Source organism: Halomonas sediminis (assembly GCF_044871105.1).
GTDB lineage: Bacteria > Pseudomonadota > Gammaproteobacteria > Pseudomonadales > Halomonadaceae > Vreelandella > Vreelandella zhuhanensis.
Window position 1 is genome coordinate 179,090 of the sequence record NZ_CP085246.1, and the last position, 16,945, is coordinate 196,034.

General features: G+C 57.3%; 11 protein-coding genes and 4 tRNA genes. 14 read left to right on the forward strand and 1 reads right to left on the reverse strand.

Annotation, left to right across the window (positions count from 1 at the left end; genetic code table 11):
• Nucleotides 1-112: 112 nt before the first annotated feature.
• Nucleotides 113-1,963 (reverse strand): translational GTPase TypA, encoded by a 1,851-nt coding sequence (gene typA, locus LG290_RS00860; protein ID WP_160419231.1) that lies wholly within the window; start codon nucleotides 1,961-1,963, stop codon nucleotides 113-115.
• 275 nt (nucleotides 1,964-2,238) lie between these two features.
• Between typA and LG290_RS00865 the strand changes: the two genes are divergently transcribed.
• From LG290_RS00865 to rpoC, 14 genes are all read left to right on the forward strand, one after another.
• A complete protein-coding gene (locus LG290_RS00865; protein ID WP_499835871.1) occupies nucleotides 2,239-3,222 on the forward strand; it encodes a biotin--[acetyl-CoA-carboxylase] ligase in 984 nt (327 codons plus the stop codon).
• Entirely contained in the window at nucleotides 3,219-4,058 is an 840-nt protein-coding gene (locus LG290_RS00870; protein WP_499835872.1) for a type III pantothenate kinase, read from the forward strand. Before LG290_RS00865 ends, LG290_RS00870 begins: the two co-directional genes overlap by 4 nt.
• A gap of 136 nt (nucleotides 4,059-4,194) precedes the next feature.
• A tRNA-Tyr gene (locus LG290_RS00875) sits at nucleotides 4,195-4,278 on the forward strand.
• A gap of 143 nt (nucleotides 4,279-4,421) precedes the next feature.
• Nucleotides 4,422-4,495, forward strand: a tRNA-Gly gene (locus tag LG290_RS00880).
• 13 nt (nucleotides 4,496-4,508) lie between these two features.
• A tRNA-Thr gene (locus LG290_RS00885) sits at nucleotides 4,509-4,583 on the forward strand.
• Nucleotides 4,584-4,783: 200 nt separating this feature from the next.
• Nucleotides 4,784-4,859: transfer RNA gene (locus LG290_RS00890), tRNA-Trp, on the forward strand.
• An 86-nt stretch (nucleotides 4,860-4,945) separates the two neighbouring features.
• Nucleotides 4,946-5,314, forward strand: coding sequence for a preprotein translocase subunit SecE (gene secE / locus LG290_RS00895; RefSeq protein ID WP_499835873.1), 369 nt, complete (start codon nucleotides 4,946-4,948; stop codon nucleotides 5,312-5,314).
• Between the two features lie 8 nt (nucleotides 5,315-5,322).
• The gene (gene nusG / locus LG290_RS00900; protein ID WP_114485800.1) at nucleotides 5,323-5,856 is read left to right on the forward strand and encodes a transcription termination/antitermination protein NusG; all 534 of its coding nucleotides are present in this window, start codon (nucleotides 5,323-5,325) and stop codon (nucleotides 5,854-5,856) included.
• Nucleotides 5,857-5,991: 135 nt separating this feature from the next.
• The gene (gene rplK / locus LG290_RS00905) at nucleotides 5,992-6,423 is read left to right on the forward strand and encodes a 50S ribosomal protein L11 (protein ID WP_160419235.1); all 432 of its coding nucleotides are present in this window, start codon (nucleotides 5,992-5,994) and stop codon (nucleotides 6,421-6,423) included.
• 2 nt (nucleotides 6,424-6,425) lie between these two features.
• Complete coding sequence (gene rplA / locus LG290_RS00910; RefSeq protein ID WP_499835874.1) at nucleotides 6,426-7,118, forward strand: 50S ribosomal protein L1; 693 nt, start codon at nucleotides 6,426-6,428, stop codon at nucleotides 7,116-7,118.
• Between the two features lie 282 nt (nucleotides 7,119-7,400).
• Nucleotides 7,401-7,904 (forward strand): 50S ribosomal protein L10, encoded by a 504-nt coding sequence (gene rplJ, locus LG290_RS00915; protein WP_160419237.1) that lies wholly within the window; start codon nucleotides 7,401-7,403, stop codon nucleotides 7,902-7,904.
• A gap of 99 nt (nucleotides 7,905-8,003) precedes the next feature.
• On the forward strand, nucleotides 8,004-8,372 hold the full coding sequence (rplL, locus tag LG290_RS00920) for a 50S ribosomal protein L7/L12 (RefSeq protein WP_114485796.1): 369 nt from the start codon (nucleotides 8,004-8,006) through the stop codon (nucleotides 8,370-8,372).
• Nucleotides 8,373-8,586: 214 nt separating this feature from the next.
• Nucleotides 8,587-12,663 (forward strand): DNA-directed RNA polymerase subunit beta, encoded by a 4,077-nt coding sequence (rpoB, locus tag LG290_RS00925; RefSeq protein WP_499835875.1) that lies wholly within the window; start codon nucleotides 8,587-8,589, stop codon nucleotides 12,661-12,663.
• Between the two features lie 10 nt (nucleotides 12,664-12,673).
• Nucleotides 12,674-16,891 (forward strand): DNA-directed RNA polymerase subunit beta', encoded by a 4,218-nt coding sequence (gene rpoC / locus LG290_RS00930; protein WP_160419239.1) that lies wholly within the window; start codon nucleotides 12,674-12,676, stop codon nucleotides 16,889-16,891.
• Nucleotides 16,892-16,945: the final 54 nt, after the last annotated feature.

The following is a 16,945-nucleotide window of genomic DNA, read 5'->3' on the forward strand; positions in this document are numbered from 1 at the left end:
GTTGGCTGATGGGGCTTATTAATGTGGCTTGAGGCTGGCTGGCCAGGATGAGCGCATACGAATCGGGCCCGCACATGGCGGGCCCGATAGGTACACTGAGGAAGCGCAGCGCTTATTTCTTGCTGGAACGCTTGCGCTCGTTTTCCTTGAGTAGCTTCTTGCGCAGCCGGATGTGGTGCGGTGTCACCTCAACCAGCTCATCGGAGTCAAGAAACTCGATGGCTTGTTCCAGGCTGAACTTCACCGGCGGGGTCAGGACGATGTTCTCGTCGTTACCCGTGGAGCGCATGTTGTCGAGTTTCTTGCCCTTGGTCGGATTGACCATCATGTCATTGGCACGGTTGCTGATGCCGATCAGCATGCCTTCATAAACTTCGGTGGCGTGATCGATAATCAGCTTGCCGCGTTCCTGAAGTGCAAACAGTGCATAGGCCAGTGCCTTGCCGTCGACCATCGACACCAGCACACCATTGCGACGCTCGATGGAGGCATCGGGCTTGAGCTCGCCGTAGTGGTCGAAGCGACTGGTGAGGATGCCGGTACCGGAGGTCAAGGTCAGGAACTGGCCACGAAAGCCGATCAAACCGCGTGCCGGGATGATGAAGTCCAGGCGCACACGACCCTTGCCGTCCGGGTGCATGTTGGTCATCTCACCCTTGCGATAGCCCAACTCTTCCATGATCGCGCCCTGGTGCTGCTCTTCGCAATCGATGATCACCTCTTCGTACGGCTCCTGCTTCTCGCCGCCGATTTCTCTGATGATCACTTCAGGACGGCCCACGGCAAGCTCGAAGCCTTCACGACGCATGGTTTCGATCAACACCGAGAGGTGCAGCTCACCACGGCCGGATACCTTGAATTTCTCCGGCGTTTCGCCTTGCTCGACACGCAGCGCCACATTGTGGATCAGCTCCTGGTCGAGACGATCCTTGATGTTGCGGCTGGTGACGAATTTGCCGTCCTTGCCCGCGAACGGAGAATCATTGACCTGGAAGGACATGGAGACGGTGGGTTCATCCACTGACAGTGGTGGCAATGCCTCGACCTTGGATGGGTCGCACAGCGTATCGGAGATGGAGAGGTCATCGATGCCGGTTACGCAGACGATATCGCCGGCGGTGGCCTCGTTGGTTTGCACGCGCTCCAGGCCCATGTGAGTCATCACCTGGCCGATCTTGCCCTTGCGCACCTTGCCATCCACACCGATCACGCTGATCTGCTGGTTGGGCTTGACTGCACCGCGCTTGATGCGGCCCAGACCGATAACGCCGACATAGCTGTTGTAGTCCAGCGCCGAGATCTGCATCTGGAAGGGGCCGTCGAGCTCAACCTTGGGCGGCTCGACGATGTCGACAATGGACTGAAGCATTGGCGTCATGTCGTCGGCCAGGTCTTCCGGGTCCATGCCGGCAACGCCATTCAGCGCCGAGCAATAGATAATCGGAAAGTCGAGCTGCTCATCGGTAGCGCCGAGGTTATCGAACAGGTCGAAAATCTGGTCGATGACCCAGTCAGGCCGTGCGCCAGGGCGGTCGATCTTGTTGACCACCACGATTGGCTTAAGCCCTTGGGCGAAGGCCTTCTGAGTCACAAAGCGAGTCTGCGGCATGGGGCCATCGACTGCATCGACCAATAGCAGCACGGAGTCCACCATCGACATCACGCGCTCGACTTCACCACCGAAATCGGCGTGTCCCGGCGTGTCGACGATATTGATATGGTAATCCTGGCCGGATTGGTCCTGCCATTGAATGGCAGTATTCTTGGCCAGAATAGTAATGCCGCGCTCTTTCTCCTGGTCACTGGAGTCCATGACGCGTTCCTGGCCTTCGGCTTTGCGGTCAAGCGTACCGGATTGGCTCAGGAGTTTATCGACCAGAGTGGTCTTGCCGTGGTCAACGTGAGCAATAATGGCGACATTGCGCAGGTTGTTGACCGCGCTAGGATTTTGCTGATTTTGCATGCTGGGAGATAACTCTTGTGAACACCCGTTCGTCCACGGGTCGGAAAATGCGGGGCGCAAGGTTGGGCAGATGCCGACCGCCTTGGCTCGGGGCTTGCGTCCAGCAGGCATTCTATCATGACCTGGCCGTGGCTGATATTACTCGCCGCAGGATTCCTGATCTCAGGCCATTGCTGGCAGTGCCCATTGGTTACTTTTCGTCCATTAGGTGGGGAATGTTTTCGGTGTAGAGCCGCATCCGCTAGAATGGCATTTTTCCCAGCTGGGGCAAGAGCATGACCATCGGTAACCTGATGCGCTTGTTGAGTGATGGCAAGGTCCATTCCGGCGAGCAGCTGGGTGAGGCACTCGGCATTTCCCGCGCCGCGGTATGGAAGCAGTTGAAAAAACTCGAGGGGCTGGGTGTCGAGTTACAGGCCGTCAAGGGTCGGGGCTACTCATTGGCGCAGCGGCTTGAACCGTTGGATGGCGCCGATATCGTGTCACGCCTGCCATCCGGGGCACGTCGTCATCTGGTACGCCTGTTCGTGGAAGACCAGCTGCCGTCAAGCAACGAATACATTCGCCAGCGCTTTACCCAAGGCGCAGGTCATGGCGAAGTCTGCCTGGTTGAATGGCAAACCGCTGGACGTGGCCGGCGCGGTCGAGCCTGGACGACTCCCTGGGGGCAAAGCCTGATGCTTTCCCTGGGGTGGCGCTTTGAAGGCGGTGTGGCGGCGCTTGAAGGCTTGAGCCTGGCGGTGGGTGTGGTCGTTGCCCAGGTACTGGAAAGCCATGGAGTTTTCCCGAGATTGAAGTGGCCCAATGATGTGCTCTTGCCCGACGCCGAAGGGTGCTTGGCCAAACTGGCGGGTATCTTGATCGAGGTGGTCGGGGATGCAGCAGGTCCCTGCGACGTGGTGGTGGGAATGGGCATGAATCTTTCATTGCCCGAATCGCTACGTGTGAATATCGAGCAGCCTGTGGCGGCCCTGCATGATTATCTGCCGATGCTTTCGCGCAACCAGCTGGCGGCCGAGGTGCTGGCGGCATTATTGGGGCTGCTGGCGGCGTTTGAAACGTCGGGCTTTGCTGGTTGGCAACAAGCATGGAATCAGCGTCACGCCTATGTCGACGTGCCGGTAAAAGTGATTCAAGGCACCCGGGTCACCGAGGCGGTGGCCGGTGATGTGGATGAGAGTGGCAACCTCTGGGTCAACGAAGGGGGTCGGAAGAAGCGCCTGGCGGGCGGTGAAATCAGCGTGCGTGGCGCATTATGATTCTTGATCTGGATATCGGAAATACCTTGTCGAAATGGCGCCTCAAAGATGCTGACAGCAGTGAGATACGCTCTCGAGGGGCAGTGTGGACCCGTGAAGAGTGGCGCCCGGGGTCAGACATCCCCGACTTGGATGTAGTCGAGGCAGTACGTATCTCAAGCGTAGCACGCGCCGCCGTGCTTGATGATACGGTCAAGCTGTTGCGCCATCGGGTGGGTGCCGTGCATGTGGCGCGATCCACCGCAGAAGCGTTAGGGGTGATAAATGGCTATGAAGAGCCGGGCAGGCTGGGTGTCGACCGGTGGATGGGCGCATTGGCGGGTTATCAGTTAGCGGGAGGTTGCTGCGCGGTAGACTGCGGTAGTGCGATTACCGTTGACTTCGTGCTGCCCGGAGGTATGCACCTGGGCGGGTACATTCTGCCGGGACTGCGCCTGATGAAGGAAAGCCTGAAATTGGGTACGCGCAACGTTGCAATCGATCCCGACAGTGAAGCCGAAGAATTACTTGAACCTGGGCGTCGCACCGTCGAGGCGGTGAATCACGGTATCTACATGGCGGCAGTGAGTGCTATCAACCGAATCTATTGCGAAGTGTGCGACCAGCATGGGGTTGCGCTTCCCATGTTGCTTACAGGTGGGGATGCGCGCGTTATTTCGCGCGGGGTGCAGGTGCCTCATGCCGTCTGGCCGGATATGGTTTATGGTGGGCTTGAAGCCTGTTTTCCGCTGACCTTGGCGGAGCGGGCGGGGAAAATGGCTGGTGCTCCCAAAGTGGCTGAGCCAGTGTCGTTGGAAAAGATTCACGCAGGCCTTGCATTTTCAATGCTGCTTTGAAAGAATGCAGCGCGTTCCGAGGTGCTCGGCAAAGTCGTCCATTTTCAATTTAGGGCGGAATTGTCGAATAAAATCAAGTAAAAGCAGGTATTGCTTGACAAAAACTTCGGAGCTGGCATAATATGCCGCCACAGTTGGAGGGATTCCCGAGTGGCCAAAGGGAGCAGACTGTAAATCTGCCGCGAAAGCTTCGAAGGTTCGAATCCTTCTCCCTCCACCAAATTGAAAGGCACTGATTTGCGTCAGTGTCTCGAAACAAGCCGGTAAGCGGGCATTGCCTACTGGGCCGCCGTCAGCTAAAAGGTTTGCGTAAGGCATGGCAGTGTACGAAGCTTAAGAGTCATGGCTTGCAGATGCAGTTGTGCGGGCATAGTTCAACGGTAGAACCTCAGCCTTCCAAGCTGATGGTGCGGGTTCGATTCCCGCTGCCCGCTCCAGTTAGATAGTTGTGCTCATGTAGCTCAGGGGTAGAGCACACCCTTGGTAAGGGTGAGGTCGACGGTTCAAATCCGTCCATGAGCTCCATATTGCAAAAGGCGAGCGAAGCTCGCCTTTTTTGTCTTTACTGCTTTCTAAGAATGTGTCGGCTGGCAATCTGGTCGTAATCATGAGAAAGCAGCAAGGAAAGGGTTGCCAGGCGGTTTTTTGCTCGCTATAATGGCGCCCGCTATTGCGTAGGCTTTCGCAAAGATAGCAAGCGCAGTAAATGCTAGCGGTAAAAATACAGGCCAGTAGCTCAATTGGCAGAGCAGCGGTCTCCAAAACCGCAGGTTGGGGGTTCGATTCCCTCCTGGCCTGCCAATCTTCCCCAGATTGGTAGAGCTTCAAGACTTAGATCTTCAAAGAATTCCTTATTCGATTGCCGTACCCTGAGGAGTCTCGTTTTCATGAAACATAACGCCGAGGTGCAGCAACCGCGCCACGACGGGCTCAAGTGGGCGGTAGTTGCGACTCTTCTTGTGGTAGCCGTCGTAGGTAATACGTACTTTGCCGATATCGCCCTGCTCTACCGAGTATTGGGTGTCGTCGCGCTGTGTGCGGGCGCTGGGCTAATTGCGCTTACCACGACCAAAGGGCGTGACCTTGTCGAACTGGCGGTAAGCGCCAAGAAAGAGATTCAGCGTGTTATCTGGCCGACCCGGGCGGAAACCGTGCAGACCACTGTTATTGTATTGGTCGCCGTATTGGTGGTCGGTTTGATGCTGTGGTTGATCGATACCCTTCTTGGCTGGGCAATGTCCGGCGTCATTGGTTAGGAGTTTTCATGTCCAAGCGTTGGTACGTCATTCACGCTTATTCCGGTTTTGAAAAGCACGTCATGCGCTCACTGATCGAGCGCGTGAAGATGTACGCCATGGAAGACCGCTTTGGCGAGATCCTGGTGCCGACCGAAGAAGTCGTTGAAATGCGTGACGGCAAACGCCGCAAGAGTGAGCGTAAATTCTATCCCGGCTATGTCCTGATCGAGATGGAAATGGACGATGAGACCTGGCACCTGGTCAACGAAACACCGCGTGTCATGGGGTTTATCGGCGGTACCAAGGAAAAACCGGCACCTATCACGCAAAAAGAAGCTGACGCTATCTTGCATCGTGTCAAGGAAGGCGTCGACAAGCCGCGTCCGAAGACCATGTTCGAGCCGGGCCAGTCGGTGCGTGTCACCGATGGGCCGTTCGCAGATTTCAACGGCGTGGTGGAAGAAGTCAACTACGAGAAGAGTCGTCTACATGTCAGCGTGCTGATATTCGGTCGCTCAACGCCTGTCGAGCTCGAGTTCGCCCAGGTGGAAAAAGAATAGCCCGTAAAAAACAGTCGAAATAGTTCGTAAAAATAGTCTGTTAAGTAGCACTGAATTCATAATGGGTCGGCAACCGATGCCGGCCCAATGTTACCGGGGAGCCGCAAGGCGCTTGAACCCAACTGGAGCATAACGATGGCCAAGAAAGTAAAGGCTTATATCAAGCTGCAAGTTGCAGCAGGTAAAGCCAATCCGAGTCCGCCCGTAGGCCCTGCCCTGGGTCAGCACGGCGTCAACATCATGGAATTCTGTAAGGCATTCAATGCCGCGACTCAAGAAATTGAGCCGGGCTTGCCGACGCCTGTCGTGATTACCGTGTATTCCGACCGTAGCTTCACGTTTGTCACCAAGACCCCGCCTGCTGCCGTGCTGCTGAAAAAAGCCGCTGGCATCAAGTCCGGTTCCGGTGAGCCCAACAAGAAGAAGGTCGGCACCGTGACTCGCGAGCAGCTCGAAGAGATCGCCAAGACCAAGGAGCCGGACATGACGGCTGGCAGCCTCGACGCCGCAGTGCGTACCATTGCCGGTAGTGCCCGCAGTATGGGCCTTAACGTGGAGGGTCTCTGATCATGGCTAAATTATCCAAGCGCGCCCAGCTGATCAAGGAAAAGGTCGATACTAACAAGGCCTATTCGATGGAAGAAGCTGTGGCTTTGCTCAGTGCTTTGTCCACTGTCAAGTTCAATGAATCTCTGGATGTCGCGATCAACCTGGGTGTTGATCCGCGCAAATCCGATCAGGTCGTGCGTGGCGCCACCGTCATGCCCAATGGTACTGGCAAGGACGTGCGCGTTGCCGTCTTTACTCAGGGTGCCAATGCCGACGCCGCGAAAGAAGCCGGTGCCGACATCGTGGGCATGGAAGACCTGGCTGACCAAGTCAAGAAAGGCGTGATGGACTTCGACGTGGTTATCGCCTCGCCGGACGCCATGCGTGTGGTCGGCCAGCTGGGCCAGATTCTCGGCCCGCGCGGTCTGATGCCGAACCCCAAGGTCGGCACCGTGACCCCGGATGTCGCCACCGCGGTGAAGAATGCCAAAGCGGGTCAGGTGCGTTTCCGTACCGACAAGAACGGCATCATTCACACTATATTGGGCAAGGTCGACTTTGACGCCGCCGCCATTCAGGGCAATCTGGAAGCGCTGGTTGCCGACCTGAAGCGTCTCAAGCCGAGCACGTCCAAAGGCATTTATCTCCAGAAAGTAACCCTGTCCTCTACCATGGGCCCGGGTTTGACTCTTGACCATTCCGCCCTGGTGTAAATCAGGCTGGGTCGAGTAACAGGCAATAACTTTGCGGTCCCCGTGCCATTCGTTCGGGGCACCGTCAAAGACCGCAGGTGCCGCTCTTCGTCTTGAACGAGCGGCTTAATCGCCCCAGGCGCCTGCGCAGATGGTGTCGCCTCCAGTTAGCCAAGGCTGGTGGGCACCATCCCCAAGGCTTTCCGTCAATGTGTGTACAGCAAGGCGACACATCAAGGGCGGGAAGAGATGGTAACCACCGGAGCCTTCCTACCGAGGTTCCGGCACGAAGGAGTGATCATTGTGCCACTAGCACTTGAAGGCAAGAAAGCAATTGTTGCCGAGGTCAGTGAAGCGGCCAAGGGCGCTCTCTCCGTCGTAGTTGCCGATTCTCGTGGTGTTACGGTCGGCAAGATGACCGACCTGCGCAAGCAGGCCCGTGAGAATGGCGTCCAGATCCGTGTTGTGCGCAACACCCTGGCACGCCGCGCCCTGTCAGGCACCCAGTGGGAATGCCTGAACGACAGCTTCGTGGGCCCGACTCTGTTGGCGTTTTCCACTGATCATCCGGGCGCTGCCGCTCGTTTGTTCAAGGAATTCTCCAAGGATGAGAAAAGCTTCGAAGTCAAGGCGCTGGCCTACGAAGGCGAGCTGATCCCGGCAAGCGACATTGACCGCCTGGCAACACTGCCGACGTACGATGAAGCTATCGCTCAGCTGATGTCGGTAATGAAAGAAGCCTCCGCCGGCAAGCTGGTTCGGACCCTGGCCGCCTTGCGCGACCAGAAGCAGGAAGCAGCCGCTTAAATCGGTACCTGCGTGGGCAGTCGTTGGACTGCCCGAGCCGAACATTGAATCCTTGAGTTTTCGCGTTGTCGAAACTCCCGCAAAGTTTAGGAAATGAAAATGGCACTGACCAAAGACGATATCATTACCGCTGTTGCTGACATGTCCGTAATGGAAGTTGTCGAGCTGATCGAGGCAATGGAAGAGAAGTTCGGCGTTTCTGCCGCTGCGGCCGTGGTTGCAGGTCCGGGTGGTGAAGCTGCTGTTGAAGAAGAGCAGACTGAATTCGACCTGGTGCTTACCGCTACCGGCGACAAGAAAGTCAACGTGATCAAGGCTGTTCGCGAAATCACTGGTCTGGGCCTGAAGGAAGCCAAGGGTGCCGTTGACGGCGCACCGGCTACCATCAAGGAAGCCATGTCCAAGGATGATGCTGAAGAAGCCAAGAAGAAACTGGAAGACGCCGGCGCGACCGTCGAGCTCAAGTAATTTTTGTGCTCACGGCTTCACGCGCTGCGTAAGCTTCCACGGCTGGCGGCGGGAAATCCCGCTGTCGGCCTTTTTCTGTTGTTAAAGATATATCGTTCAAGAATTACGACGGCGAGCTGCCCCACAGGGAGTTTGCCGTCAGTGCCTGACGAAGCCCGCCGGGCAGCGATGACTACGCATCGGTCACCCATGGTGAACAAGCTGGGGAATACAGATGGCTTACTCATATACTGAGAAAAAACGCATCCGCAAGGATTTCGGCAAACTGCCCCAAGTGATGGATGTGCCTTACTTGCTGGCGATCCAGCTTGATTCCTATTACGACTTTCTCCAGCAGGATCGTTCGCCCGACGAGCGCCATGAAATTGGCCTGCACGCGGCGTTCAAATCCGTGTTCCCGATCGAGAGCTTCTCCGGCAGCGCAGGGCTGGAATATGTCAGCTATCGCTTTGGTACGCCAGCATTCGATGTCAAGGAATGCCAGTTACGTGGCGTGACTTATTCGGCACCGCTGCGCGTGAAGGTTCGCTTGATCATCTATGATCGCGATTCTTCCAACAAGGCGATCAAGGATATCAAGGAGCAGGAAGTCTACATGGGGGAAATGCCCCTGATGACCGAGAACGGTACCTTTGTAATCAATGGTACCGAGCGTGTCATCGTTTCCCAGTTGCACCGCTCGCCCGGTGTGTTCTTTGATCACGACAAGGGCAAGAGCCACTCCTCGGGCAAGCTTTTGTACTCCGCTCGAGTGATTCCTTACCGTGGCTCCTGGCTGGACTTCGAATTCGATCCCAAAGACAACGTTTTCGTGCGTATCGATCGCCGCCGCAAGTTGCCGGCGAGCGTATTGATGCGTGCTTTGGGAATGAGCGCCGAGGAAATTCTCGGAGAGTTCTTTGAAACCAGCATCTTCCATGTGGAAAAATCCGGTTTCTCTGTAGAGCTGGTGCCCTCGCGCCTGCGCGGTGAAACCGCCACCTTCGATATTCAGGATGCCGATGGCAACGTGATTGTCGAAGAGGGCCGGCGTATCACCCAGAAGCATATCCGCCAGTTGGAAAAAACCGGTCTTGAGCGCCTGAACGTGCCGATGGAGTACCTGTTCGGCAAAACGTTGGCCAAAGATCAGGTAGACCCCAATACCGGTGAGCTGATCTGTCCGTGTAATACCGAAATCACCCCGGAGCTGCTGGAGCGTCTGGGTCAGGCGAAGATTACCCAACTGGAAACGTTGTACACCAACGATCTGGATTGTGGTTCGTTCATCTCCGATACCCTCAAATTGGACACCACCAACTCGCAGCTTGAAGCGCTGGTGGAAATCTATCGCATGATGCGTCCCGGCGAGCCGCCTACCAAGGAAGCTGCCGAAACGCTGTTCCACAACCTGTTCTTTACTGAAGACCGTTACGATCTGTCGGGCGTCGGTCGCATGAAGTTCAATCGTCGCCTGCGCCGCGATACTGATACTGGTTCCGGTGTGCTCGACCGTCGCGATATTCTGGATGTGCTCAAGGAATTGATCAGCATCCGTAACGGCTTCGGCAATGTCGACGATATCGACCATCTGGGCAACCGTCGTATTCGCTGCGTCGGCGAAATGGCCGAAAACCAGTTCCGCGTAGGCCTGGTGCGTGTCGAGCGCGCAGTCAAGGAACGCCTCTCGATGGCCGAGAGCGAAGGCCTGATGCCGCAGGATCTGATCAATGCCAAGCCGGTGGCGGCAGCGGTCAAGGAGTTCTTCGGTTCCAGCCAGCTCTCGCAGTTTATGGACCAGAACAATCCGCTTTCCGAGGTGACGCACAAGCGGCGTGTCTCGGCGCTCGGCCCGGGCGGTTTGACCCGTGAGCGTGCCGGCTTCGAAGTACGTGACGTTCACGCCACGCACTACGGTCGTCTGTGCCCGATCGAAACGCCGGAAGGGCCGAACATCGGTCTGATCAACTCTCTGGCCACCTACAGTCACACCAACAGCTACGGCTTCCTCGAGACACCGTACCGCAAGGTGATAGACCGCCAGCTGAACGATGAGATCGTCCATCTCTCGGCAATCGAGGAAGGTGATTACGTTATCGCGCAGGCATCGGCTGCCGTGGATGAATCCGGCAAGCTCAGCGATGATCTGGTGCAGGTGCGTCATAAGGGTGAAACCACCTTCATGCGTCCCGAACAGGTCACGCTGATGGATGTGTCACCGCGCCAGGTGGTCTCCGTGGCTGCGGCCCTGATTCCGTTCCTCGAGCACGATGACGCCAACCGCGCCTTGATGGGTTCCAATATGCAGCGTCAGGCGGTACCGACCCTGCGTGCCGAGAAGCCATTGGTGGGTACCGGTATGGAGCGTTTCGTCGCCCGCGACTCCGGCGTCTGCGCCGTGGCACAGCGTGGCGGGGTGATCGACTCGGTGGATGCTCGCCGGGTTGTGGTACGGGTCAACGAAGATGAAATCATCGGCGGTGAAGCCGGGGTGGATATCTACAACCTGACCAAGTACACCCGTTCCAACCAGAATACCTGCATGAACCAGCGCCCTATCGTGCGCCCCGGTGATGTAGTGGCACGTGACGATATCCTGGCCGATGGTCCGTCTATCGATATGGGCGATCTGGCCTTGGGTCAGAACATGCGCATGGCCTTCATGCCCTGGAACGGCTACAACTTCGAGGATTCCATCCTGCTTTCCGAGCGGGTGGTCCAGGAAGACCGTTTCACCACCATCCACATCCAGGAGCTGACCTGCGTGTCGCGTGACACCAAGTTGGGCTCGGAAGAAATCACCGCCGATATTCCCAACGTGGGCGAGTCGGCGCTTTCCAAGCTGGATGAAGCGGGCGTGGTGTATATCGGTGCTGAAGTCGGCCCCGGGGATATTCTGGTGGGTAAGGTGACGCCCAAGGGTGAAACCCAGCTGACGCCGGAAGAAAAGTTACTGCGTGCCATCTTCGGTGAGAAGGCCAGTGATGTGAAAGACACCTCACTGCGTGCCCCGACCGGCATCAAGGGCACCATCATCGATGTTCAGGTCTTCACTCGTGATGGGGTGGAAAAAGATGCCCGTGCACTTACCATCGAGCGCATGCAGCTCGATGAAGTACGCAAGGATCTCCAGGAAACTTACCGTATTGCCGAAGATGCCACGTTCGAGCGTCTCAAACGTACCCTGGAAGGTCAGGTAGTCAACGGTGGTCCTGCGCTTGGCAAAGGCGACGTGCTTACCGATGAATATCTGGATGAACTGCCGCGTCAACAGTGGTTCAAGTTGCGCATGCAGGACGAAACGTTCAATGAGCTGCTGGCCCAGGCCGATGAACAGCTGGAAAATCGTCGCAAGGAAATGGACGAGCGTTTCGAAGACAAGAAGCGCAAGCTGACCCAAGGCGATGATCTGGCGCCGGGCGTGCTCAAGATCGTCAAGGTCTACATGGCGGTCAAGCGTCGTATTCAGCCGGGCGACAAGATGGCCGGCCGTCACGGTAACAAGGGTGTCATCTCGGCCATCATGCCGATCGAAGACATGCCGTTCGACGATAACGGTGAACCGGTCGACGTGGTTCTCAACCCCTTGGGTGTACCGTCACGCATGAACGTGGGTCAGATTCTGGAAACCCACTTGGGCATGGCTGCACGTGGGTTGGGCATGAAAATCGACGCCATGTTGCGCGATGCTCGTGGTCAGCAGGTTGCCGAAATTCGCAATTTCCTGGGGCAGATCTACAATACGCCGGGCACGCGGATCGAAGATCTGGATTCGTTGACCGACGACGAAATCATCGCCTTGGCCAAGAATTTGAAAGGTGGTGTTCCCATGGCCACGCCGGTATTCGACGGCGCCAAGGAACACGAGATCAAGCACCTGTTGAAGCTTGCCGATCTGCCGGAGTCCGGGCAAATGGCGCTTTACGACGGGCGTAGCGGGGATCTCTTTGACCGTCCGGTGACAGTGGGCTACATGTACATGCTCAAGCTCAACCACCTGGTCGATGACAAGATGCACGCCCGTTCCACCGGCTCTTACTCGCTGGTAACCCAGCAGCCGCTGGGGGGTAAGGCGCAGTTTGGTGGTCAGCGCTTCGGTGAGATGGAGGTCTGGGCACTGGAAGCTTACGGCGCGGCCTATACGCTTCAAGAAATGCTCACGGTCAAGTCTGATGACGTGGAAGGGCGCACCAAGATGTACAAGAACATCGTGGATGGCGATCACACCATGCAGGCAGGCATGCCGGAATCCTTCAACGTACTCGTGAAGGAAATCCGCTCGCTGGGCATCGATATCGAGTTAGAGAGCTAGGAGCCTCCGAATGAAAGATTTGGTGAAAGTCCTCAAATCGCAGTCTCAGTCCGAAGAGTTTGACGCGATCAAGATTACCCTGGCGTCTCCGGACATGATTCGCTCCTGGTCCTTCGGCGAGGTGAAGAAGCCTGAGACCATCAACTACCGCACCTTCAAGCCGGAGCGGGACGGCTTGTTCTGCGCCAAGATCTTCGGCCCGGTGAAGGACTACGAATGCCTGTGCGGCAAATACAAGCGCATGAAGCATCGTGGCATCATCTGCGAAAAGTGTGGCGTTGAAGTGACCAAGGCCGCCGTGCGCCGCGAGCGCATGGGGCACATCGAACTGGCCTCGCCAGTCGCGCACATCTGGTTTCTGAAGTCGCTGCCGTCACGTATCGGCATGTTCCTCGACATGACCCTGCGCGACATCGAGCGTGTGCTGTATTTCGAAAGTTTCGTGGTCATCGACCCGGGCATGACCACGCTTGAGCGTGGTCAATTGCTCAACGACGAGCAGTACTTCGAAGCGCTGGAAGAATTTGGTGACGACTTCGATGCCCGCATGGGTGCCGAAGCGGTGCAGGAATTGCTCAAGGACATCGATCTCGAAGAAGAGATCAATCACTTGCGCGAAGAAATTCCGCAGACCAATTCCGAAACCAAGATCAAGAAGCTCTCCAAGCGCCTGAAGCTCCTGGAAGCCTTCTACCACTCCGGCAATGCCCCGGCGTGGATGGTCATGGAAGTGCTGCCGGTGTTGCCACCGGATCTTCGTCCCTTGGTGCCGCTGGACGGCGGGCGCTTCGCGACCTCGGATCTCAACGACCTTTACCGTCGTGTGATCAACCGTAACAACCGCCTGAAGCGTCTGCTCGATCTCAATGCGCCGGATATCATCGTGCGCAACGAGAAGCGCATGCTCCAGGAAGCGGTCGATGCGCTGCTGGATAACGGCCGTCGCGGTCGTGCGATTACCGGTTCCAACAAGCGCCCGCTGAAATCGCTCGCCGACATGATCAAGGGTAAGCAGGGGCGCTTCCGTCAGAACCTGCTGGGTAAGCGTGTCGATTACTCCGGCCGTTCGGTCATCACCGTGGGTCCGACCCTGCGTCTGCACCAGTGTGGTTTGCCCAAGAAAATGGCGCTGGAGCTGTTCAAGCCGTTCATCTATTCCAAGCTGCAGTCGTTGGGGTACGCCTCAACGATCAAGGCCGCCAAGAAGATGGTCGAGCGCGAGCTGCCGGAAGTGTGGGATATCCTTGCCGATGTCATCCGCGAGCATCCGGTGCTGCTCAACCGCGCCCCGACACTTCACCGTCTGGGTATCCAGGCGTTCGAGCCGCTTTTGATCGAAGGCAAGGCGATCCAGCTGCACCCGCTGGTGTGTGCCGCCTACAACGCCGACTTCGACGGTGACCAGATGGCGGTCCACGTACCGCTGACCCTGGAAGCCCAGCTCGAAGCGCGGGCGCTGATGATGGCGACCAACAACGTCCTGTCACCAGCCAATGGCGAGCCGATCATCGTGCCGTCCCAGGACGTGGTCTTGGGTCTGTATTACATGACCCGCGAAAAGATCAACGCCAAGGGCGAGGGCATGGCGTTCTCGAACCTCAACGAGGTGGAGCGCGCTTTCGGCACTCAGAACGTTTCGCTGCACGCTCGGGTCAAGGTCCGTCTGGAAGAAGTGGACGTTGACGAAGAGACCGGTGAGCGCACTGACCATCGTCGCATCTACGACACCACCGTCGGTCGTGCGATGCTGTTCCGCATCTTGCCTGAAGGAGTGCCCTTCGCGCTGATCGATCAGCCGATGAAAAAGAAGGCCATCTCCAAGCTGATCAATGAAGTCTATCGCCGTGCCGGCCTCAAGCCGACGGTGATCTTCGCTGATCAACTGATGTACACCGGCTTCCGTCTTGCGACCTGGTCGGGTGCCTCTATCGGCGTCAATGACTTCGTTATCCCGGATGCCAAGACGGAAATCGTCGACGCGGCCGAAGCCGAGGTCAAGGAAATCGAAGACCAGTTCTCCTCGGGTCTAGTGACCGCGGGCGAGAAATACAACAAGGTCATCGATATCTGGTCCAAGGCCAACGATAAAGTGGCCAAGGCGATGATGGCGGGTATTTCCAAGGAGACCGTGATCGACCGCGACGGCAACGAAGTCGAGCAGGACTCGTTCAACAGCGTGTTTATCATGGCCGACTCCGGCGCCCGTGGCTCTGCTGCTCAGATCCGTCAGCTGGCGGGTATGCGCGGCTTGATGGCCAAGCCGGATGGCTCGATCATCGAAACGCCGATCGTGGCCAACTTCCGTGAAGGCTTGAACGTACTTCAGTACTTCATCTCGACCCACGGGGCACGTAAAGGTCTGGCGGATACCGCCCTCAAGACGGCCAACTCGGGTTACCTGACGCGTCGTCTGGTGGATGTGGCACAGGATCTGGTGATTACCGAAGTCGATTGCGGTACCGATCAGGGTTTGACCTTGCACCCGATTATCGAAGGCGGTGACATCATCGTGCCGTTGTCTCAGCGCGTACTGGGACGTGTGGTCGCTCAAGACGTCATCGACCCGGTTTCACAGGACGTTCTGATCGCCCGTGGCACCTTGCTCGATGAAAAGTGGTGTGCCGAACTCGATACCATGGGTGTCGACGAGATCATCATGCGTAGTACTATCACCTGTGAGACCGCTCACGGCGTCTGCGCGTCCTGTTATGGGCGTGATCTGGCGCGTGGCCATCAGGTCAATATCGGCGAAGCGGTGGGTGTCATTGCGGCACAGTCCATCGGTGAGCCGGGCACCCAGCTGACCATGCGTACCTTCCATATCGGCGGCGCGGCCTCGCGCTCCTCTGCAGTGGACAGCGTTCAGGTCAAGCACGGTGGTACGGTGCGTCTGCACAATATCAAGCACGTGGAACGTGGCGACGGCAAGCTGGTGGTGGTCTCTCGTTCGAGTGCCCTGGCAGTTGCCGATGACCACGGCCGCGAGCGGGAATATTACAAGCTGCCCTACGGTGCCGAGCTTTCGGCGAAGGAAGGCGACTACATCGAAGCCGGCCAGACCGTGGCCAAGTGGGACCCGCACACTCACCCAATCATTGCCGAAGTCGAAGGCAGAGCGCAGTATATCGATCTCGACGAAGGTGTGACCATGCACCGGACCGTCGATGAGATGACCGGTCTGTCATCCATCGAAGTGATCGAGTCCGCGGCACGCCCGATGGCCGGGCGCGACAAGCGCCCGATGATCATGCTGCAGGACAGCGCCGGCGAATACGTCTCGGTGTCCGGCTCCAATACGCCGGTTCAGTATCTGCTGCCGGGTCGCTCCATCATCTCCACCGAAAATGGCGCGACCATCGGTGTGGGTGAAGTCGTGGCACGTATCCCGGTAGAAGCATCGGCCAACAAGGACATCACCGGTGGTCTGCCGCGCGTGGCGGATCTGTTCGAAGCACGCAAGCCCAAGGAACCGGCCATCCTGGCCGAGATCGACGGTGTGATCAGTTTCGGCAAGGAAACCAAGGGTAAGCGTCGCTTGACGATTACCCCGGAATCCGGTGATCCGTTCGAGCTGTTGATTCCCAAGTGGCGTCAGATTGCGGTCTTCGAAGGGGAAGCGGTAGAGAAAGGCGAAGTGATTTCTCACGGTCCAAACAGTCCGCACGATATTCTGCGTCTGCTGGGGGTTGCGGAACTGGCCAAGTACATCACCGCCGAAGTTCAAGAAGTTTATCGCCTCCAGGGCGTAGGCATTAATGACAAGCACATCGAAGTTATTGTGCGTCAGATGCTGCGCAAGGTCGAAATTACCGATTCCGGTGACTCCGACTTCATTACCGGCGATCAAGCCGAACTGGTGCGCGTGCTGGAACAGAATGCCCGCCTGGAAAAGGAAGACAAATTCCCGGCCAAGTATCAGCGCATGCTGCTGGGTATCACCAAGGCCAGCCTGGCCACGGAATCGTTTATTTCAGCGGCTTCGTTCCAGGAAACCACGCGGGTGTTGACCGAAGCTGCAGTCACCGGCAAGCGCGATTACTTGCGTGGCCTGAAAGAAAACGTGGTGGTGGGACGCTTGATCCCGGCCGGTACCGGCTTGACTCACCACGCCGAACGTCGCCGCAGACGCGAAGGCGTCGAGCAGGAGCTTCGTCCCTCGGCCACCGAGGTGGAGCAGGAGTTGGGAGCGCAGTTGACCGCGCTGGACTCCGACGACGAAGCGCTTTAAGCATAAAACCCTGACCTGATGGTCGTTGGTTGCCGGCATATAACCTGCCGGCAA